Genomic DNA, 20,923 nt, shown 5'->3' on the forward strand with positions numbered 1-20,923 from the left:
ATTCCGCCAGACAAGGAAAGAAATATGCTCATTTCTTAATTTCCAGATAAAAAATCCAGCCATCTTATGATGACTGAATTTCTATTTGCTTATGTTCCAAAATGTTTTTACTACTTAGGCTTCCGAGATATCGTTTTCGATAATGACCTTGATTGCATGGTGGTCTGCTGCCTTACTGAAGACTTCATAGGCTTTTTCAATTTCACTGAGTTTGAAATAATGAGTTACCAATTTTTCTGGTTCAATCTTATGACTTTCAAGTGCTTTCAACAATTGTGGAGTAGTATTTGTAGATACCAAACCAGTTGTTACATTGATGTTGCGAATCCAAAGTTTATCCAAGTCGAATTCAACTGGTTTACCATGTACACCACAGTTGGCAACTGTTCCGTCTACACCGATAATCTTTTGACAGAAATCAAATGTTGCAGGAATACCAACAGCTTCGATAGCAACATCCACACCACGTCCATCTGTCAAATCATAAATTTCTTTAATGGCTTTTTCAGGGTCTGAAGAATTAACCTTATGAGTCGCACCAAATGATAGGGCAGTTTCCAAACGGTTATCGTCTAAGTCCACCATAATCAATTTGGCTGGTGAGTAAAACTGAGCTGTCAAGAGAGCAGCCAATCCAACAGGTCCTGAACCAATAATGGCTACACTACAACCAGGTTCTACTTTCCCTTTCAAGACACCAATTTCATACCCAGTAGGCAAAATGTCTGATAACATAACCAAGGCTTCATCTGACAAGTCTTCTGGAGTATGGTAAAGAGTATTATCTGCATGAGGGACACGTAGATATTCAGCCTGCATACCATCAATCAAGTGACCGAAAATCCAGCCTCCTTCGTCTTCACAGTGGGCATAAATCCCTTTTTTACAGTAGTAGCATTTACCACAGGCACAGACACAAGAAATCAAGACCTTGTCGCCTTTTTTGAAGTTAGAAACTCCTTCTCCAACTTCTTCAACAATCCCAATCCCTTCGTGACCAAGAATGGTACCACTTTGGCAAGCAGGAACATCTCCTTTGATAATATGGAGGTCTGTTCCACAAATAGTAGTTTTTACGATACGCACAATAGCGTCTGTTGGCTTGCGAAGCACTGGTTTGTCTACATCAACAAAAGAAGCAAGTCCTGGTTTAACATAAGTATAGGCTTTCATAAAGCATTCCTCCGTTTTTTTATTTGTACTATTTATAATATAATTGTAAGCCTTTTCATTTGTTTCTTCAAGTTTTTTTGTGATTTTTTTAACTTTTTTATTTACCGGTAAAGCAATATAGATAAAAAAGCAGAAGCTAATCTCTAACTTCTGCTTTTTCTCTTATGCTTGATAACGTTTCACACCATCTAGATAGGTCGCTACCAATTCCAAATCTTTATCTAATACGATAAAGTCCGCATCATAACCTTCACGGATTTGACCACAGACATCATCAATGTGAACAGATTTTGCTGGGTTAAGGCTAGCCATCATGACTGCTTCGTGTGGATTCGCAATACCCCACTCGACTACATTTCTCATACCATCTTTAAGTTTGAGGATAGAACCTGCCAAATTACCAGTAGATTTGAGACGTGCAGTTCCATTTGCTACTACAACAGGGAATTCTCCCAACATATAGTCACCGTCTTCAAGCCCACCAGCTGTCATACAGTCCGTAATAAGAGCGATGTTTTCTGTCCCCTTTTGCTTAAGTAAAATCTCACAAGCTTTTGGATCTACGTGATAACCATCACAAATCAATTCTGCGTAAGTATGTGGGAGCTCATACATAGCTCCTACCATACCTAGTTCGCGGTGTGTTAAACCACGCATCCCATTATAGGCATGTACCCATACACTAGCTCCAGCATCAACTGCCTTCTTAGCTTGTTCAAATGTCGCATCTGAGTGTCCAAGTGCAACTGTCACACCTTCACCTGTAATAGTACGTACAAAATCTTCCACCCCATCACGTTCTGGTGCAATAGCGATTTTATTTAGCATCCCTTTTGCAGCATCCTGCCAAGAATGAAACTCCTCAACACCCGGGTCTCTCATATAAGTTGGATTTTGTGCCCCCTTAAAAGTTTCTGTGAAATATGGACCTTCATAATAAATCCCACGAATCTTAGCACCTGTTGCTTCTTTATAATGGTTTCCAAGATTTTCAGTGACTGCAAGCAATTGCTCATAAGTGGCTGTTAAAGTTGTGGGCAAGAAACTGGTAACACCGGTACTAAGAAGTCCTTCACTCATAGTATGCAATGTACCTTCAATGTTGTTGTCCATCACATCTACACCTGCATATCCATGAATATGAGTATCCACAAGACCTGGTGCAATGCTATAACCAGTATAGTCAAGAACCTCTGCTCCTTCAGGAATTTGATCCACATGTTTCCCAAATTTGCCATCAACAAGTTCTAAGTACCCACCGCGACGAATGCCAAATGGATAGAAAAACTGATCCGCTTTAACGTAATTAGGCATAATAATGACCTCCTTAAAAGATTACTTTTGATATTTATTATGTCAATTACATTATAAACCTTTCTGATTCATTTGTAAATGGTATAGACCTATTTTCTAGAGATATTTTAAAAGAGCTGGATTTCTCCAACTCTTCTCTTTTTAATACAAGTTATTTTGATTTGACTGGCTTGTCTTGAGCTGTTTGCAAGGCTGTGGCAATGGTATCTGCATACAATTTTGCTCCTGCTTCAATTTTGCTAGTGTCACTTCCGAAATGGACTTGGTCTGTTCCTGTCCAGATCTCTGGATGTTCCTTAGCAACTTGATTCCAATCGGCTATCGTGATGTAAGGAGTCTTCTCTGCCAATTCTCTCATATAGGCAGCCTCTTTCTCAACGATTGCATAGGTCTCTTTTGTCTTATCTCCCTCATAAGGAGTCACCAAAACCATATGGTGGCCCTTAGGAAGATTTTTTACGATACTATCCCAGTCTTCCTTGTAATTTTCAGGATTATTTACCCCAGTTGCAATAACCACCATCTTTGGTAGAAATTTATTCTGGCTATTGTTGAGCATGATTTCGTTGGCAGTCTTGGTTGTTCTGCTGACCTGCGCGTTAATCTGTGCCCCTGGAAGGGCTGTCTGCAAGGCTGTATTAGCTCTTAGTGCTACAGAATCACCAATTAACATAGTGCCATCAGCAATTCCTAAACTATCAGCTTCTGCTCGTTCTGTCATTACCTTGGTCTGGTTAATATTTGTTACAGCTTGCTTCAAGCCATTGACAGTTAAGTCTGTCTCAAAAGCTCCCACTTGTGGTGCCAACAGAGTTACTAAGAAGACAATGAAGGCCAAGATTCCTGTACTTGCTGCAAGGATTGTGTGAATATGAGGCAGAGGACGAAGGGCTTGTATAATAGGTGTGTTCTTTCCCGCAATCCAAGGTTCCAGCACATAAAATGACAGGCTGGCAAATCCATAAGAAAAAATCAAAGTCAGTAACACAGCAAGAAGATTTGATGTCAACTGTGAGAAAATAATGTAGAAAGGCCAATGGAAAAGATAAACCGCATAGCTAGTATCCGCTAAAAAGCTGATAATCTTTGGCTCCTGCATGTTAGGAGTCTTTTCATGTAAGACACGCGCCGCCAGAATCATAGCAAGGGCTGCAAGGCTGGCAAGCAAGAAACCCATAAGATAGGCAAAGAGATAGGTAAATTTGACAAAGAAGGTCAAAATGAGTAAGAATCCAAAACCTCCTCCAAAAACCAAAAGGGTCTTGCGTAAATCCCAGATTTTATCCAATTGCTTAACTAGGGAAGTCGTCTGACGAACGCCTACGATAGTTGCTAACACACTTCCCAAAAAGAATGGATAGATATGAGTTAAACTGGAGAAGTAAACAGAAGAATAAGAAGTTACTAGAAAACTACCAATAAACATAGAGAAGAAGCTGATCAAGAAGGCAGCAGCAGACAAGAGAAAGACCATTCCCTTCAACTGACCATTTGATTTAGCCTGTTTGGATAAGAACCAAACTGCCAAGCCCCAGAGGATATAGTAGTGAACCTCAACAGCCAAGCTCCAATTATGAACAAACAAATGAGGAATGAACTGAGATTCATAACTTCCTCCTGTTAGAAGTTCATAGAAGTTGGTCATGAAGCCTAAGACACCCGCAATTTGACCCCCAATTCCAGCCACATAATCTTGGCGAACTAGAAAGGTAAAGGGCATGGTTACCAAGACCATCAAAACCACAGGTGGTACGATACGATAAAAGCGTCTCCTAAAAAATCCAACCAAATCAATTTCATGATTTTTAGAAAATTCTTCGATAAGTAGAGCTGTAATCAGGAAACCTGAAAATGTAAAAAAGACATCTACCCCGAAAAATCCTCCAGGAAAGATCGTCTGAAAGAAATGATACAAGAGTACCAAAAGTAAACCTGTAATCCTAATCAAGGAAAACCATTTAATACGCATACGAGTTTATTCTCCCTTTCATTGTACACTTTATTCTATCAAAAAAAGAAGAAAAATCCCAAGAGAAAACTTAGGATTTTTAGCTTATATCTATTCCAGTTTAAAAATTACGGCCTGATTTATTATAGCCATATTTTTCAATAAAATACTCACGGAATTCCAAGAGATTGTCATCCATGATGGCTTGTCGCACTTGCTTCATCAGGTTAAGCAAGAAGTAAAGATTGTGGTAGCTAGTCAAGCGGATACCAAAGGTTTCATCAGCCTTGAGCAGGTGACGAAGATAAGCGCGTGTATAGTTCTTACATGTGTAGCAATCACACTCAGGATCCAGTGGCGTAAAGTCCTCAGCAAACTGAGCATTTTTTACAACCAAACGACCTTGACTGGTCATACAAGTCCCATTACGAGCGATACGAGTCGGCAAGACACAATCAAACATATCCACCCCACGAATCACCCCATCAATCAAGCTATCTGGCGCTCCCACACCCATCAGATAACGAGGTTTATTTTCAGGAAGCAGTTGGGTTGTGAAGTCCAAGACAGCATTCATCTCTTCGTGGGTTTCTCCCACTGCCAAACCACCGATAGAGTAGCCTGGGAAGTCCATGCTGACAAGGTCATGAGCCGATTGGCGACGAAGGTCTTCAAATCCAGCCCCCTGCACAATCCCAAATAACCCTTGGTCATGCGGACGACGGTGAGCCTTCAAACCACGCTCAGCCCAACGACTGGTACGCTCGATTGATTTCTTAACGTAGTCGTATGGTTGATAAAACTGGGGACATTCGTCAAAGGACATCATGATATCTGAACCCAGATTGTTCTGAATAGAGATGGCTTTTTCTGGGGACAAGAACATCTTAGAACCATTGAGATGGTTTTTAAAAGTTACCCCTTCTTCTGTGATATTGCGACTATCTGCTAAGGAATAAACCTGAAAACCACCACTATCTGTCAAAATAGGCTGGTCCCAATTCATGAACTTATGGAGACCGCCTGCGCGTGCAATGAGTTCATCTCCAGGACGAAGCCAGAGATGATAGGTGTTTGACAGGATAATTCCCGACCCCATTTCCTTCAATTCTTCAGGCGACTGAGTTTTGACAGTGGCTTGTGTCCCAACTGGCATAAACATAGGTGTTGGGAAGGTACCATGGGGTGTGATGATTTCTCCCAGACGAGCTCCCGTGTGTTTTTCTTTCTTAATCAAACGATATTTGATTGGTGAATCTGACATTTTTTACCTCCGAAGCTGGGAAAAACAGTCCCAGTTCATACTTTGTGCCCAAGGGCATACTGTATGATTTTATCAAAAAAAGCTGGAACTGTCACGAACTATGGTGTATAATGAGAGAATGAAATACCCAAAAATTGATTTAAAAACCATTCGTCTGCAAGCTAGACAATTTCAGGCTGAAAATCCCCGTCTCTTTCTCGTCTATCTCTTACCTAGCATGCTGATCATTTTGTCTGGCTTCCTCAATCCCTTAGAGCGCATCAACGAGAGTGTTTTAGAACAACCCTTTTTAAGCGTGTTTGGCCATGTATTCCAAGCCTACCTTTTTCCTCTATTAGTCTCCTTTATCGGAACAATACTTCTGACCAGTTCAGTCTATACAACGCTGAAACTCATCAAGAATCCAGATACAGAACTATCCGTCAAAAATAGTCTCACTCTCTTTAACGAAGAGCACTTTTCACAAACCTTTTTGACTCTACTTCTCAAACGTTTCTATCTCTTCTTATGGAGCATTCCTAGTTTACTCGGGATTTACTTTCTCTTTTACAGTAGCTTTTTAGCCAAGAAATTCGTTGTCCTTCATCCTGAGTTTCCTAATCTGGATCTCTCGTCAGTTGAAACTGAACGTTTCCTCATGACCTTTGGTCTCTATTTTCTAGCAAGTATCCTCTTGATGATTGTCGGAAATAGTCTCTATATTCCACAATACTATGCCTATTCGCAGGTAGAATTTCTCCTCTGTGACACCCTAGACTTGGGCCAAGCTAAACCAGGGCAAATCCTTAAAACCAGCCGTTTCCTGATGAAAGGCTATAAGTTTCAGCGTTTTGTACTAGACTTACAACTCCTTCCTTGGTACTTCCTCAATTGGATTACCTTTGGAATTGCTAGTTTTTCACTCCTACCCTACATTAAAATCAATAAAATGATTTTTTACCGAGCAGTACTGGCTCGAAAACGTCCAAAAGCTTGAAGGTGGCCCCTCAAGCTTTTTTCTATCAATGAGTTTCTCCACCTACCAACTTGAGATCCTGATCTCCATGTTCTATAATAGCCCCGATTGCCGCTTCTATCCCTCGCCTAATATCCACTAAACTCATAGCTGGAGTAGTCGGTCGATTCACCACCTGTTCCATCATATAAGGAATGTGCATAAAACCTGCCTTAACATGTGGAAATTTCTTTTCTACCAAATAGAGAGCCTGATACATCAAATGATTGCAGACAAAAGTCCCTGCCGTATTTGAAACAGAGGCCGGCAAGCCCTCTTTTTTTATAGCTTGGACCATCGCTTTAATCGGCAGACTACTAAAGTAAGCCGGAGCACCATCTGGACGAATGGGAAGGTCAATCGGCTGATTACCTTCGTTATCAGGAATGCGTGCATCGTCTTGATTTATAGCCACTCGCTCAGGTGTCAAGCTGGTTCTTCCACCTGCTTGGCCGATACAAAGGACAAAGTCCGGTTGATAACGACTCATTTCTTCTTCCAATACTTGGGCCGATTTGTGAAAGACTGTTGGCACTTCTAGCCAACGGACCTCAGCACCATGGATTTCAGCTGGTAAACCTTTAATGGCCTCCAAAGCTGGATTGACCTTTTCCCCTCCAAAGGGCTCAAAACCTGTCACTAATACTTTCATTTCTAACTCCTTACAACCAATTCCATGAAACTATTTTCTTAAAAACAAGTATAACATATTTCCCTTATTCTGGAGTGAAAAGGACTAGAGAGGATCAGACCGGCATTAAAGTTTATTTAAAGAGAAAAATACTAATCAAGGCCAAAATAGCTGGTCCACCTTGCTTCAAAATAATTTTCTTATCTGCTGTGAGAGAGCCATAAGCCGCAGCACCAATCACAAATAAAACAAAAATAGTCACAATTTCTAAATTCTGTGAGAAATAAATCCCATACAAGAGAAAGACTCCTACAGAGCATTATAAATCCCTTGATTTTTAAACAATGAACTTACTGACGGACGAGCCAGTTCTTCCTTGTCCATGTTAAAGACACGACTAGTCGCATCTGATTGCGTTGCAATACTTTCCAAATAAAAAATGTAAAAATGCTCCAAAGCAACAATCGTTGCTAAAATGATTGTAATAATTGACATCTATTTCTCCTTAAATTTCTATATTTTCAATACCCAAAACCAATTTATTTACTAAACGGCTGAGTTCTGTTCTTTCAGACTCTGTTAAGATACTTTCCATCTCTTCCTTAACCTTGATATGCTGCAGAGGCGGATTCACAACTAACTGCTCTTTGGCATACTTCGTAGCCTCCACCAAACCTTCCTTTTCCAGAATTTTGAAATGTCGGGTCAAAGCAGCCTAATCAATCTTCAAACGCTCCTGAACCGCTATTTGATTACAAGGGGAATGCTTCAGCAAAAATAATAAAATCTGATACCGTGTCAAACTAATCCCAAGTTTTTTTTAAAACAATTGCGTACTCGCTTGCTCAGACAAGCGGAGTTGATAAAGCAGATCTTGAATCTCTATCATTTCTTTCTCCTATCTTGATTTATCAATAGTTGACTAATCAATTGTGTTATAAAGTAAAATTGATTGCAAGAATGTTGCTTCAATCATTACAAAATGGTAACTTCCATTTTCCATTCATATTGATACTCAATGAAAATCAAAGAGCAAACTAGGAAGCTAGCCGTAGGTTGCTCAAAGCACAGCTTTGAGGTTGCAGATAAAACTGACGTGGTTTGAAGAGACTTTCGAAGAGTATGACAAAGAAAAACGAACGAGACTTACTTCCAATCATGAAAGCTAGATCTCATTCGTCAAAATGATATTACCAAGTCTGGTTTATCCATTCATTGAAACGTGAACGTGATCATAGTGATTTTCTGTCACGCTACCACGGTCTGGCATTGGGTTCCAAGTATTAGCTGGCCCATATTTGCTATCGAATGGAGCATAGAAACGTTGTTTCCAAATAATGTAACTAATTCCACGGCTGGCCATGTTTTGAATAGCGTATTCCGCAATCTTATCCCCTAATTCTGAGCTTTCTGGTACCATAAAGTCGATAGCCAAACCTTTTCCGTGATCTCCACTGTCTCCTGGACGGTAACCACTAAAGGATGTGATGCCAAACAAGTTAGCAATTTCTTCTTTAAAGGCCGCTGTTTGTGGTTGAAGGCCTGCATTTTCAGATTTCGCTACCGCAAGTCCAGCATAATCGGGCGCTGCTGGAGCTGCGTAAGTTGTTGAAACTGTTTTCTTCTCTTCTGGTTGATAAGTAGAAACTGCTGTTGTAGCTTCATTTGATGAGGCTTCTTTTAATTCTTCTGAACTTTTTGCAGTTGTTTCGATTGCTGTTTCTTCTGTTGGAGTTGTAGTTTCTTCCACTGTTGAAACATCTTGTGGGCTTGCTTGAGTTTCATTTTTCTCAGCTGAAGTCGTTGCCTGAGGAGCTGCTTCTGCAACTGCACTACTTGTTTCGGCTGTTTGCTCCTCTGACGTTGAAGTATTTGTAGATGGTGCTACTTCTTCTGCAGTAGCAACTGTCTCTGCAACTTCTGAATTTGTTGCTACTTCTTTTGTACTTGTAGTTTCTACCGCTTTTGGCGCTTCTGCAATCGGTTGAGAAAGGTCTGCAACCTGAACAGTTTGATCATCTACGGTCACTTGATTGGTTGTCAAATCTGCTGTCGCAGTTGTCACCTCTTCACTAGAAGCCGCTTGAGGTGTTTGGATTTCAACTTCTGTTACTTCTTCTGCTTCATTGACGGTCGTTGTCAAAACAGTTTCTGGGAAAATCAAGTCCATATTAGTGATTTTATTCAAATTCGCAAGAACTGTGACATCTACACCCAAGGCTTCTGCAATGGTGCTCAAGGTATCACCATACTGAACGGTATAACTTGTTTTGTTGTCCGTTTTAGTCAAATCGTTTTGGATTTGCTCAACACTACGTGCAGTCCAAAGAACTTCTTCTGCTTGAGTTGCCAATACTGGGGCAAATGACAAGGCTACTGTTGAAGCTAATAATATTCTTTTCTTCATTCTTTCCTATTCCTTTCAAATGAGTACCTGTCTATCATAACACAAAAAATGCAGAAAAAAAGCCCTCTCGGGCCTATTTAACAGAACTGTCTATTCCTTGTAACAAACTTGGTTACTTGAAATAGTTTGTTAGGTCTCTGTCACAAAACTGACACAATCTTATCGTTCCCAATCCCCAAAAATATAAGGAATATCTGCTAACCCTTGAATCCTATGATTTCCTTCATAAGTCGACTCTAAAAAGTTGATACTTTGAATCCCACTATTCTGGGCAAATTCCACATCCAGAGTCCGATCCCCTATATAATAGGTCTTCTCAGAATCCAACTGATACTTGCCTAACAGATAGTTAGCCGCTTCTGGACTTGGCTTCCGCACAAAACCACTCTGACTGGTTAAAATCTCTGTAAAATAAGATTCCAAACCCAAGTCTCTGAGAATGGTACGAGCATTGTCTCCCTTATGAGTGTAAACAAACTGCTGAATTCCTGATTCCTCTGCCCAAGCTAGCACATCACGCGCACCTGGCATCAAAACTACCTGAGCATTCTTCTCAGCCAAACTCTGGGCACGCACCTGATTTAGCATTTCCACATCCAGCTTTCTCTCTTCTGCCACCTGCACAAGTAAATCCTGCACAGAAAACTTGAGAATAAACTCCCTCACCTGCTCCTTATCATAAGGAATAGAAAACTGAGCAAAAGTTTCCTCAATTCCTGATAAAATCGCTTCGTAAGAATCCAATAAAGTCCCATCTAAATCCCAAATAAAAGCTGTTTTTTGCATTTCCTATCCTTTCAAGCTCATATAACGCTGGTAACGGTAACGTAGAAATAACCAACGAAAACCATTATCCAAAAGGGTTCCGGCCCAAATACCGGGCAAGCCCCAACCAAGCACAATCCCCATCAGATATCCTGTTCCAATGCGGATACACCACATTCCTATACTTGTCGCATAAAAGGGAAGCCGAGCATTGCCCAAACCCTGCCAGACTGCTGTATAGATGACTGTTCCTATCGTCATAGGAGTACCAAGTAGTGAAAAAAGTGTCACTAGCACACTAGCCTCCACCGCTAGAGAATCAGTCGTATAGAGATGAGTTAGTGGTATACCCAAGGCATAGACACTAAGCGTCAAGGGCAACATGAGAAGCAGAGAAAGCCAAAAGGTTTGCTTGCTCAAATTAGCTACTCTTTCCCAATTATCCTCTCCAACTGCTCGAGCTACCAGCATGACCGTTGCAGTAGCGACGCCAAAGGCAGGCATATAGTTAAACTGGGTCAAGACTTCTCCGACTGCATTTCCAGCCACCGCCTCCGTTCCAAAAGAAACAACCAAGGCAATGATCACGACATCTCCAGCCCTCATCATGAGCCTCTCTCCAGCTGCTGGCAACGCTAAGGTCAATAGTTCCTTATCTAAACCAAAAGTCGGTTTCTCAAAAGGCAACTTTAATTGCGACCATAAAATCACAAGACCTACCAAACGAGACAGAATTGTCCCCCAAGCAACACCAGCTATCCCCATATCCAGAACAAAAATAGCTAGACTTGAAAAAAGAATATTCAAGGCATTGGATAAAAAACTAACATAGAGAGGCAGACGTGGATTATGCGTTGCACGAATCAAGGCTCCCAGACTCGTCATGAACCCCAAAAGAACAATCGATCCGCCTACCAAAGATAGGTAGAGTCCACCACTCTCAGCTACATCTCTCTCCGTCCCCAAAAGTCCTATCATCTCTTTCCCAGCGAAGATGGACAAAAATCCTAAAAGGAAACTTAATAGTAAGGTAATCTTCAATGCCTCAGTCACATGATAGGCTAGCATAGATTGATCCTTCTGCCCCAAATTTTTTGAAATAACACTGGAAATAGCAGCTCCCAGAGCGATGAAAATCGCCTGATAAATCGTGATAATATTGCCAGCTACTGATACACCCGAAATAGCTATCAAGCCCAAGTGGGCTACCAAGTAACTATCCACCATCCCCATGAGCATCTGCAAAAAGTTTTCGCCCATAGCTGGCAAGGCAATATTAAGAATGTCTTTATTTTTCTTAAACAATCCTTCCTCCTGATGAAAAGAAACTCAGTTGGTTTCCCAACCGAGTTTACTCCCTCTGTCTTAAAGTCCTAGATAAGCCTCAACCGCTGCTTGCATATCAGCAGCTGCCACTGTTGTCTTGTGACGAACAGGAGCTGTTTCAAGCCCGTCAACTGCTGGTGGCACTGCAACTCCTGAAATATCATGTAATTGAGCCAAGGCTTCAAAGTCAGTCAAGCCTACTTTACCTGTTACAGCTTCTACTGCAACCACTGGGAACTTGTATGGACTCGCTGTTGAAGCAATCACTGTCTTAGTCACATCGCCAGTAGCCGCTTGGTATTTCTTATAAACTGCCGAGGCAACCGCCGTATGTGGATCCTCGATATAAGAATCTGCCTCATAAATACGCTTGATTTCTGCTGCCGTTTCTTCCTCAGTCGCATATTCAGCTGCAAAGAGGTCCAAAATCTCTGCATCAAAGTCTGTCAACTCATATTGTCCTTGCTTGTTCAAGGCATTCATGAGTTCAGCTGTTTTAACCGCATCATTACCTAAAAGATGGAAAATCAAACGCTCCAAGTTTGAAGATACCAAAATATCCATAGATGGACTAGTAGTCACTTTAAACTCACGTTTCTTGTCGTAAACACGTGTCTTGAAAAAGTCTGTCAAAACATTGTTGTCATTTGAAGCACAGATTAATTTGCCAACTGGTAGACCAATTTGCTTAGCATAAAAGGCAGCCAAGATATTTCCAAAATTTCCTGTTGGTACTGTGAAGTTGACCTTATCACCAGCCACAATCTCACCAGTCTTAACCAACTGAGCATAGGCATAAACATAATAAACAATCTGTGGCACCAAACGACCGATATTCATAGAGTTGGCAGATGAAAATTGCAGTTTATTGGTAGCCAACTTTTCACGAAGGGCTACATCGTTAAACATATGCTTCACATTTGTTTGAGCATCATCAAAGTTACCATCAATAGCGATAACATGAGTATTATCACCAGTCTGAGTAGTCATTTGCAACTCTTGAACCTTGCTGACACCATCCTTTGGATAAAAGACGATAATCTCAGTTCCAGGCACATCCGCAAACCCTGCCATAGCAGCTTTCCCAGTATCACCAGATGTCGCTGTTAAGATGACAATCTTGTTCTCCAAACCATGCTTCTTAGCAGCTGTTGTCATAAAGTATGGCAAAATAGACAAGGCCATATCCTTAAAAGCAATTGTTGAACCATGGAACAGTTCCAAATTGTATTGGCCGTCTAATTTCACCAAAGGCGCTATAGCTGGAATATCAAACTTGCTATCGTAGGCATTGTTGATACAGTAGTCCAACTCCTCAGCTGTAAAGTCATCTAAAAATGCTGACAAAACTAACTTAGCAACTTCCTGGTAAGAAGCATCTTTCAATTTGTCAAAGTCCAAATCTACCTTTGGATAAGTAAGCGGTGCAAACAAACCACCATCCGTCGCCAAACCTTGCAAAATAGCTTGGCTAGCAGTTACTGTATTGTTGGCATCACGCGTTGATTGATAAACTAATGTCATTACTCTCTATCCTTTATCTATAGTCTCATCCATTATATCATGATTTTTCAGAAAATTCTCCTTTTATAAGAGAAATTATAGGCCCAATTCTTCTTTCAAAGGCTGTAAATAGCTTGTTTCTTGCTTATTTCTCATCTCCAGTCCTTCGCAAGCTAGCAGGAGTATGTGTTTGGAAAATTCAATAATCGCAGTTTCTTCCTCATTTGTAAGCTTTTTCTTAGAAAATTGTCGTCTTAAAAACTTGTAATTTCGCCCAAATTCTTTAAAGAAAGTCGCTGTTTCTAAGTAAGCTTCTAACTTATCTAAATTAACCAACAATCCTAAGTGAAAAGCTGCAGAAGCGAAGGTTCTCTCTAGAGGTTGAGTACACACACTACGAAACTCAACTGTACCCCGAGTCGTTAAGTCTTGGTACTGATAACTACGATGAGTTTCAAAATCCTTCTCTTGAGGGTAAATAAGAATCTCATCCCCATTAAGAGCATATGCTTGGATTTCAGTTGTAGCCAAATAGTCCCTTGCCTGAATCGGATAAAAATAATAGGTTTGCCCATCGCGTTCCGCAGTAAAAATTGCAGAATGATCTAGATAATCAAAAAAATCATCCTCATCTTTAAAGAGCCTAGCATTGACACCAACATTCTCTGGATATATACCATGCATCGATTCTTCCCAGAAAATATCCCTTGAAATTTTCGTATCCCAATTCTCACCTGAAAACTCAGAATTGGCAAGTAAATAAGCCTTAGCCCCTTCAATTTGGGTAAAAGCATTAATCACTCGTAAGTAGTTAGACTTTGAAACATCCAACTGAACCTGACTCCCACAGATAAAAGCACCATATTCAGGGAAATGATGCAAGTCTGATTCAGCCATATTTCTACTCAAATTCAAATAGTCCACTAACATCTGATAACGTGGATAAGCAACTGGAGTATTCTCATTTTTATTCCAGTTGGGATGAATACCGCAGCCAACGATAGCATGATTGGATTCGCCTAATTTTCTCTGAATTACATCCATATAATTATTAAAACGATTTTCGACCTCTTGAATTGTTTCAGCCTTACCAAATGCAAACTCAATCGTAGTATAGGAAACTTCAAATAAAATAACATCCTGACTTGCTGGCTCCACTAACTGAATAGGAGTCCCAAAATCATCAACCTTTTCGACAGTAAAATCCAAAGCAGAAACTAAATATCGGAATAAGTACTTGATAACTTCAACATCTGTAGCATCCCCTTCCAAGTTTACAACAGGATATTCCAGCTCAATCCCGACAAACAATTCAGGATTTTCTTTAATATTTTTCAAATACCGATGTTTTAATAAATCGATAGAACGAGACATACTTCCCTACACTTTCATAATCTAAATAAAATTTGAATAACTATTATTATACCAAAAATAATATAAAAAAGGAACGAAGATTTACAACGTTCCTTAACTCTATACTATACCGGCGGCCGGGGTCGAACCGGCACGTCCTTGCGGACACTGGATTTTGAGTCTAATATTATTAGTTTTAAATCTCAGAAATATTGATTTTATAAGCTTTTTTTCCATAATATTTTTTAAAACTTAGTATCACTTCCAAAGTTTAGATACTTTTTAGTAACTATAAAATGCTAGAAAGTATACTCCTTATTAAAAAGAGTTTTGGACTAGTTTTGTGCAATTTTATTACCCATATCCGTAATAAGAGAGGCTAAATTAATTGTCTTTAATGATTGTAGAAATTGGTTGTGAATATCATTAGACACATAACCAGCTAGCAAAATATGCTCAGCCATGTCATATTGCTTAATCAAGAGAATCTTATCATGTTTTTCATTAAATAAAATCGCACTAATTGCTGTATTAAAGACTGGAAAACGAAAACTCGCACATTGTGAACAATAAGGAATATCTCCCTCATCTTTTAAAAATTTTTTCTCCAAAGGATGCCCACATTCGGGACAACAAGTCATTGTTTTGTCAAATATAGAAACCTCTTTTTTAAAGTTCTTAAAAGTAATTTTACCAGTAAAATCGAGACCACGCAAGACATTGAAATAAATCAAGACTTTTTTTAAAATTTATCTTATGATATACTAAACTTATCAGCTATTGGTTCTGAAAAAGTGTCTGCCACAGTTTTACTACAAATTCTCATGACTTGTGCCAAGATTTATAAAAAACGGATAGCTATAATAGCTCTTAGAGCAAAAACATGACATATAGGAGGTTAAAGACATGTCATACTTTTATCTTTTTATCGCCATTGTAGGAGAGATATTGGGAACTAACCTTTTGAAATTATCAGACGGTTTTACAAAGCCTATTCCAACCGTTTCTGCCCTACTTAGCTATGGCGTTTGTTTCTATTTCTTATCACTAGCAATGCAAAAAATTCCTTTAGGAATAGCTTATGCAACATGGTCAGCTGTCGGTTTAGTTTTGACAGCCTCTATCGCAGTAATGATTTTCAAAGAAACACTAAATGTTTATAGCATTATCGGTTTAATTTTGATTATCATTGGTGTTGTCATGGTTAACTTATTAGGAAATGCAGGACATTAATAAAACCGGCTCTATACTATTTGTAGTGGGTAAATCCCCTATGGATATTATGGAGCCTATTTTGTTGTAGAAAAAAAGTTCCATAAGAACTATAATGAAAAGCTAGAATTCTGTCAATATTTTGGACACATTTTGGGAGGGAATTTTGAAGACTAGCGTCCTCCTAATTTTCCCAATAAGTTTTAACTTCTTCAAAAATCTTATTCAAAAGTTCTGCATCTTTTTCTGACAACTGATTTTTTTCTATAACTCTATCTTTTAGTTCTGTTGCCTTTATTTTATTTCTTGCCACCGAAACTGCTATTGAATGTTTCAAAATATCAAACTCATCCTTTGAAAAGTTTGCAATATTGGTAAGATCTAATTGTTCTAGAGGTAAACTACTGATAATTGAATAAGGTTTTTGTCCCAGCAAATAATCTGTAGTAGTCCCAAAGATATTTGCTAATTTCACAACGAATTCTAATCCTGGTTCTAACGTTCCATTCTCCCACCGAGAATATGTCCCTTGTTGAACTCCAATTAATTCCGATATTTGTACTTGAGTTAACTTTTTTGATTTTCTGAGAGTTTTTAACCTCTCTGAAAATTTATAATCCTCTGTATACATAATTCTCCTATAGATATTCTTATTCGTATATTTTAGCTTGACAAAATATTCTAAACGGTATAAAATAGAATTATTCCATAAGGAATATTTATTTTGAGATTGAATATTCCATTGAGAATATTATAGCATAAAAGGAGGTAAAAGCGTATGTAACTAGTAGTCGATTTAAAAAATTTTAATAAAGGAGGTAGGATTCGACAAAATAAAAAATCTTGAAACAAATGTGCCGTTCGTTCCAAGATCAAAACATATTATGTAACAATTATACCACAGAAAACTCTTCAGTTGCACAAGAAAATTTCGGAGGTTTCACAAAAAGATGACCAATAAAGAGTTAGTCAATCAAATTTCTGGCCTAAACTCTACCTCTACTCTTAAAAATTGGATTCAACTGATTAAAGAGATAAGTGGCAAGGAATTTAAGAAAATTAAAGTTCCTATCAGTAGAAATCCCAGAACTCATCAATTAAGTTATACAGTTGCCTATGATTTTACAGACGAAGACCTTAGACAATTTCAAAAGTTAGCTAAACTAAAACTTGAAATAGGTCTAAAAGAGGCTATACAAGCCGTATTTGGGAGTCTAGCAGACAATGAACATGAATCCCTAAACCAAGTAATAGATGAGCTCTACGATGAACTGAGCGCCTTAAAACAGGAATTTAAGCGAGAAATGCGACTGATAAAAATTGAGAATTCCAACCTAAAAAAGAAAATCCAAGATATTGAAGAGTCGATGCAAACCGGCTTACTAGGGTTTGTTAACAAGAGGTCAAAAAATAGGTTCGGCTAATAGCGAGTTTTCGGCTGAGCCATGAGGCAGAAAGCCGAAAATGAGCGTAGATGCGGACGGACCATTTTTGACCGATAGGGTGTGTAGTAACACCACCCTCTGCAAGTTAGGTGTACCATCGAAAGAATTCAGTATTTCCAAGGGTTTCGGAGATTTTAAGGGTGGCAAAATTAAGCAAAAAGTTGAATCAAAATCTATGGCAAAAAATGAACATTTACGTTCTGTATTTGACTGGATTCAAATTCAGTTTGATAAGACTGAATTTTCGCCAAGAGAAATAATCGAAGACATTCTATTTCTTGACTATGACCTATTTATTGAGAATAAAGGGAGCCTTAAATACTATAACTATGATAGCCAGCTTCATTATGGGAATATCCGTATCTACTATGGAGCGAAAGAGTCGTCCTACATGCTTGTCATGTCAGGACAGGCACTCGAGTTCTATAGAGATATGGTATTAGATCCAAATAGTCTGTCCGAAAGACAGTTTTTGAACAACCTCTACTACAATTACAATCATTTTTCAGTAAGACGAATTGATATTGCAATAGATGATTTTAATGAAACACCCTATTTCACTCCTAATCAGCTTCTAAAGATTTGTCAGAAGAAACGCTTTATATATGGAAAAAGCACCTACTACAATACCTACGGAGATGAAACAATCGGCCAGACCTTATATTTGAGAAAACCCAATGATGACGAAAGACTTAGAATTTACGATAAACGCTTAGAACGAGCTGAGAAGCTCGGTATCAGCAAGCGGTATATAGAAAATTGGATAAGAACTGAGTTAGAACTTAGGAAAGAAAAAGCTCACTACTTCATTCAAGAATGGTTGCATTCAGAAATAGATCTTCTCAACTTTACCAAGGGATATCTCAAAGAAAAAGTGAGGTTCTATAGTGATAGCTATTTCTCAAAACCTTTGAGATCTTGGGAAAAGTTTTTAGGCCATTCAAAACCCGTCTCTATCATTATTTCAAAATCAAAAACAGAACTAGAACAAAAATTAGAATGGTTTACCTATAAAGGTTCAGGAGCTATTCTAAAAGCGTATAAATTTCTATACGACAATAACTTACTGCATGAGTATGAGAAAGCTAACTATCTCGCACTCAACAATATGGAATATCCACCAGATTTAGCAAGTGGATTAATAGAAAGAGCAATACTCTTTAAACGAGAGGATTTGATCCCTACAATCAAAGAAAATATTAAAAGGAGAAATTAACTATGGCAAAAATGCTTTCACAAAATGACTGGAATTTTAATAACATTGGAACAAAATTTGAATTGGATGAAGTCATTCCAAAATTTGAAACGGAAGTCCGAGCAGATGCAAACGGAGAAATTATCAAAAACCGAGATGGTAGCGAAAGACGTTTTAATACCGATAAAATCATTGGTTGGAAATACAATGTAACAATCAAGGATGGACAATTCAAAAAGAAATCAACCCAAGTCTCAGTAGACAATCCAGATGCCTTGGTTGATAATGACTATATCCAAGCAATGGATGAAGTACCAGTTACATTTGACAATTTACAAGCTACTATGATTAGCACGACAATGTATTACAAGGCTGATGCTATCCATTTAGTAGATGTAAAACAAAAATAAGTAAAATACAAGGGGAGTTAATCCTCCCCTTAGTTAATCTAATTAGAAAAGGAGATCACATGATTAAAACTGTAACAAAAGATGACCTTATCGAACTTGGATTTGCTCCAGGAACTGCAAGAAAGATTATCCATACCGGCAAATTACTATTAGTGAATCGTGGTTTTAACATCTACGATAACAAAAGGATTGGTACAATTCCAGCCAGTGTCGCAGAAGAACTATTAGGAATTGAACTCCAGAAAGAAGCGTAGCTTATGGCTTTACGTAAAAGTAGAGACGGAACTTGGATTGTTGATGTTTCCAATGGTATAAATCCAATATCTCTAAAACAACGTAGAATTGTAAGAAAAGGATTCAAAACTAAAAAAGAAGCATTGGAGGCCGAACAATACTTACGAAGTGTCGAACTTAAAGAAAAAAGTTTCAACTCAAAAATATCAATTGATATCCTTTATGATCTCTTAAAAGAAGAGGATAGAATAAACAACAGAAAACAAAGCTATATAGATACACAAGAAAACAACTATAACAGGCATATAAAAAACTATTTTGAAAAAGTTGATGATGTAGCTAAATTAACTTATGAAGATATCTATCAATTCAGAGAACATCTAAGAGATAAAAATACTCAAAACTCAGAAAAGAAGCTAAGTCCAAACACTATTAATAAAATTATAATTTTACTAAAGAAAATTCTGGATGTTGGATTAAGAAAGGGATTTTACAAGGAACATCCCGTAGGATTACTGAAAAAATTACCCATAGAAAAAGTAAAATTAAATTTCTGGACAGTAAAAGAATTTAAGCATTTCTTAACACTATTTAGCAACGATGAATACAATATAAAATTACTATTCACAGTTCTATTTTTTACTGGTCTAAGACTCGGAGAAGCTCTTGCTCTAACGTGGAAGGACATAGAGTTTTCTACAAATACAATCCATGTAAGTAAATCAATATACGTTAAAAAAGGTGAAGAACACATTAGTAGTACAAAGACAAAAGCTGGAACCCGAAGAATCATCATGAACACCAAACTAGTGGAGACACTAGAAGAATGGAGGCAAACACAGCATGAAAGATTAAAAGAATTTACAACCAACCTAGATGATCTACAGATATTTCAAAATAGCCCGATTACGATAACTAAGGATTCAATCGAAAAACAATATAAAAAAATATTACAAAGAGATAGTTCTTTAAAAAAAATAAGAATTCATGACTTCAGGCATTCACATGCTTCCCTACTAATAAACCAAGGAGAAGATTATCTTGTCGTAAAAGAAAGATTAGGACATGCTTCTATAACTACAACAATAGATACATACTCTCATTTGTATCCAAGCAAGCAACAAAAATTAGCGGATAAATTAGATGATTTGTTATAAAACTAGTAATTTTAAGTAACTCAGCGTTACAAATTCAACAAATAAAAGAAAAAGACAAGGTCCGAAAACCTTGTCTTTAATACTATACCGGCGGCCGGGGTCGAACCGGCACGTCCTTGCGGACACTGGATTTTGAGTCCAGCGCGTCTGCCAATTCCGCCACGCCGGCAAATAGTAACTGGGGTAGCTGGATTCGAACCAACGCATGAGGGAGTCAAAGTCCCTTGCCTTACCGCTTGGCTATACCCCAATAATATAAAATAGGCGAGTGATGGGGATCGAACCCACGCATGCCAGAGCCACAATCTGGTGTGTTAACCACTTCACCACACCCGCCATAATTCTATTAACACGGGCAGTAGGAATTGAACCCACACTGAAGGTTTTGGAGACCTTAGTTCTACCTTTAAACTATGCCCGTAAAATGGAAGGGGAGGGATTCGAACCCCCGAACCCGAAGGAGCGGATTTACAGTCCGCCGCGTTTAGCCTCTTCGCTACCCTTCCAAAATATATAAATGGCGCGAGACGGAATCGAACCGCCGACACATGGAGCTTCAATCCATTGCTCTACCAACTGAGCTACCGAGCCT

19 protein-coding genes, 6 tRNA genes and 2 pseudogenes are annotated in these 20,923 nt (G+C 38.6%); 7 read left to right on the forward strand and 20 right to left on the reverse strand.

From position 1 onward, the window contains the following. Window positions 1–114: 114 nt before the first annotated feature. The 4 genes from OCF95_RS09365 to tgt all read right to left on the reverse strand — a co-directional run bounded on the left by OCF95_RS09365 (window position 115) and on the right by tgt (window position 5,699). A complete protein-coding gene (locus OCF95_RS09365) occupies window positions 115–1,173 on the reverse strand; it encodes a zinc-dependent alcohol dehydrogenase family protein (protein WP_004257473.1) in 1,059 nt (352 codons plus the stop codon). 162 nt (window positions 1,174–1,335) lie between these two features. Continuing rightward, entirely contained in the window at window positions 1,336–2,487 is a 1,152-nt protein-coding gene (gene nagA / locus OCF95_RS09370) for an N-acetylglucosamine-6-phosphate deacetylase (RefSeq protein ID WP_001134549.1), read from the reverse strand. Between the two features lie 151 nt (window positions 2,488–2,638). Then, entirely contained in the window at window positions 2,639–4,456 is a 1,818-nt protein-coding gene (locus tag OCF95_RS09375; protein WP_261105297.1) for an acyltransferase family protein, read from the reverse strand. A 100-nt stretch (window positions 4,457–4,556) separates the two neighbouring features. Beyond that, window positions 4,557–5,699: a tRNA guanosine(34) transglycosylase Tgt gene (gene tgt, locus OCF95_RS09380; RefSeq protein ID WP_020903627.1), complete on the reverse strand. Its 1,143-nt coding sequence runs from the start codon at window positions 5,697–5,699 to the stop codon at window positions 4,557–4,559. Between the two features lie 118 nt (window positions 5,700–5,817). On the opposite strand from tgt, the gene OCF95_RS09385 reads away from it, so the two are divergent. After that, complete coding sequence (locus OCF95_RS09385) at window positions 5,818–6,675, forward strand: DUF975 family protein (RefSeq protein ID WP_000876906.1); 858 nt, start codon at window positions 5,818–5,820, stop codon at window positions 6,673–6,675. A 25-nt stretch (window positions 6,676–6,700) separates the two neighbouring features. Here the strand turns inward: OCF95_RS09385 and pcp are convergent, their stop codons facing one another. The 9 genes and pseudogenes from pcp to OCF95_RS09430 all read right to left on the reverse strand — a co-directional run bounded on the left by pcp (window position 6,701) and on the right by OCF95_RS09430 (window position 15,412). Then, window positions 6,701–7,345 (reverse strand): pyroglutamyl-peptidase I, encoded by a 645-nt coding sequence (gene pcp / locus OCF95_RS09390; protein ID WP_000866923.1) that lies wholly within the window; start codon window positions 7,343–7,345, stop codon window positions 6,701–6,703. A gap of 112 nt (window positions 7,346–7,457) precedes the next feature. Continuing rightward, a pseudogene (locus tag OCF95_RS09395) lies at window positions 7,458–7,819 on the reverse strand (DUF1304 domain-containing protein). A 10-nt stretch (window positions 7,820–7,829) separates the two neighbouring features. Then, a pseudogene (locus OCF95_RS09400) lies at window positions 7,830–8,132 on the reverse strand (winged helix-turn-helix domain-containing protein). A 396-nt stretch (window positions 8,133–8,528) separates the two neighbouring features. Continuing rightward, the gene (locus tag OCF95_RS09405) at window positions 8,529–9,731 is read right to left on the reverse strand and encodes a LysM peptidoglycan-binding domain-containing protein (protein WP_049515746.1); all 1,203 of its coding nucleotides are present in this window, start codon (window positions 9,729–9,731) and stop codon (window positions 8,529–8,531) included. A 159-nt stretch (window positions 9,732–9,890) separates the two neighbouring features. Then, on the reverse strand, window positions 9,891–10,517 hold the full coding sequence (locus tag OCF95_RS09410) for an HAD family hydrolase (protein ID WP_020903674.1): 627 nt from the start codon (window positions 10,515–10,517) through the stop codon (window positions 9,891–9,893). A gap of 3 nt (window positions 10,518–10,520) precedes the next feature. Next, window positions 10,521–11,801, reverse strand: a complete 1,281-nt coding sequence (locus OCF95_RS09415; RefSeq protein WP_261105298.1) for an MATE family efflux transporter — start codon at window positions 11,799–11,801, stop codon at window positions 10,521–10,523. 60 nt (window positions 11,802–11,861) lie between these two features. Then, complete coding sequence (gene thrC, locus OCF95_RS09420) at window positions 11,862–13,346, reverse strand: threonine synthase (RefSeq protein ID WP_261105299.1); 1,485 nt, start codon at window positions 13,344–13,346, stop codon at window positions 11,862–11,864. 75 nt (window positions 13,347–13,421) lie between these two features. Further along, window positions 13,422–14,699 (reverse strand): glutamate-cysteine ligase family protein, encoded by a 1,278-nt coding sequence (locus OCF95_RS09425; protein ID WP_020903672.1) that lies wholly within the window; start codon window positions 14,697–14,699, stop codon window positions 13,422–13,424. Between the two features lie 314 nt (window positions 14,700–15,013). Further along, complete coding sequence (locus OCF95_RS09430) at window positions 15,014–15,412, reverse strand: FmdB family zinc ribbon protein (protein WP_045616577.1); 399 nt, start codon at window positions 15,410–15,412, stop codon at window positions 15,014–15,016. Window positions 15,413–15,584: 172 nt separating this feature from the next. Between OCF95_RS09430 and OCF95_RS09435 the strand changes: the two genes are divergently transcribed. Next, window positions 15,585–15,911, forward strand: a complete 327-nt coding sequence (locus OCF95_RS09435) for a DMT family transporter (RefSeq protein WP_009732038.1) — start codon at window positions 15,585–15,587, stop codon at window positions 15,909–15,911. A gap of 163 nt (window positions 15,912–16,074) precedes the next feature. Here the strand turns inward: OCF95_RS09435 and OCF95_RS09440 are convergent, their stop codons facing one another. After that, a complete protein-coding gene (locus tag OCF95_RS09440) occupies window positions 16,075–16,521 on the reverse strand; it encodes a helix-turn-helix transcriptional regulator (protein ID WP_000287814.1) in 447 nt (148 codons plus the stop codon). 319 nt (window positions 16,522–16,840) lie between these two features. Between OCF95_RS09440 and OCF95_RS09445 the strand changes: the two genes are divergently transcribed. From OCF95_RS09445 to OCF95_RS09465, 5 genes are read left to right on the forward strand one after another with little or no spacing between them, the layout of a single operon-like run. Continuing rightward, window positions 16,841–17,314: a hypothetical protein gene (locus OCF95_RS09445; protein WP_000182279.1), complete on the forward strand. Its 474-nt coding sequence runs from the start codon at window positions 16,841–16,843 to the stop codon at window positions 17,312–17,314. A 40-nt stretch (window positions 17,315–17,354) separates the two neighbouring features. Further along, window positions 17,355–18,551, forward strand: a complete 1,197-nt coding sequence (locus OCF95_RS09450) for a replication initiation factor domain-containing protein (RefSeq protein ID WP_045616578.1) — start codon at window positions 17,355–17,357, stop codon at window positions 18,549–18,551. 2 nt (window positions 18,552–18,553) lie between these two features. Continuing rightward, the gene (locus OCF95_RS09455) at window positions 18,554–18,940 is read left to right on the forward strand and encodes a hypothetical protein (protein ID WP_001096843.1); all 387 of its coding nucleotides are present in this window, start codon (window positions 18,554–18,556) and stop codon (window positions 18,938–18,940) included. A 59-nt stretch (window positions 18,941–18,999) separates the two neighbouring features. Then, on the forward strand, window positions 19,000–19,194 hold the full coding sequence (locus OCF95_RS09460) for a DUF3173 domain-containing protein (protein ID WP_000598356.1): 195 nt from the start codon (window positions 19,000–19,002) through the stop codon (window positions 19,192–19,194). A 3-nt stretch (window positions 19,195–19,197) separates the two neighbouring features. Further along, window positions 19,198–20,331, forward strand: a complete 1,134-nt coding sequence (locus OCF95_RS09465; RefSeq protein ID WP_009732034.1) for a tyrosine-type recombinase/integrase — start codon at window positions 19,198–19,200, stop codon at window positions 20,329–20,331. An 85-nt stretch (window positions 20,332–20,416) separates the two neighbouring features. Here OCF95_RS09465 and OCF95_RS09470 read toward each other — a convergent pair. The 6 genes from OCF95_RS09470 to OCF95_RS09495 all read right to left on the reverse strand — a co-directional run bounded on the left by OCF95_RS09470 (window position 20,417) and on the right by OCF95_RS09495 (window position 20,922). After that, window positions 20,417–20,500, reverse strand: a tRNA-Leu gene (locus OCF95_RS09470). Between the two features lie 9 nt (window positions 20,501–20,509). Next, window positions 20,510–20,581: transfer RNA gene (locus tag OCF95_RS09475), tRNA-Gln, on the reverse strand. Between the two features lie 13 nt (window positions 20,582–20,594). After that, window positions 20,595–20,667: transfer RNA gene (locus OCF95_RS09480), tRNA-His, on the reverse strand. A gap of 14 nt (window positions 20,668–20,681) precedes the next feature. Then, window positions 20,682–20,752: transfer RNA gene (locus tag OCF95_RS09485), tRNA-Trp, on the reverse strand. A gap of 4 nt (window positions 20,753–20,756) precedes the next feature. Beyond that, window positions 20,757–20,837: transfer RNA gene (locus tag OCF95_RS09490), tRNA-Tyr, on the reverse strand. A 12-nt stretch (window positions 20,838–20,849) separates the two neighbouring features. Then, window positions 20,850–20,922: transfer RNA gene (locus OCF95_RS09495), tRNA-Phe, on the reverse strand. Between the last annotated feature and the right edge of the window lies 1 nt (window position 20,923).

The sequence above is a fragment of the Streptococcus mitis genome, assembly GCF_946188615.1.
Lineage (GTDB): Bacteria > Bacillota > Bacilli > Lactobacillales > Streptococcaceae > Streptococcus > Streptococcus mitis_BZ.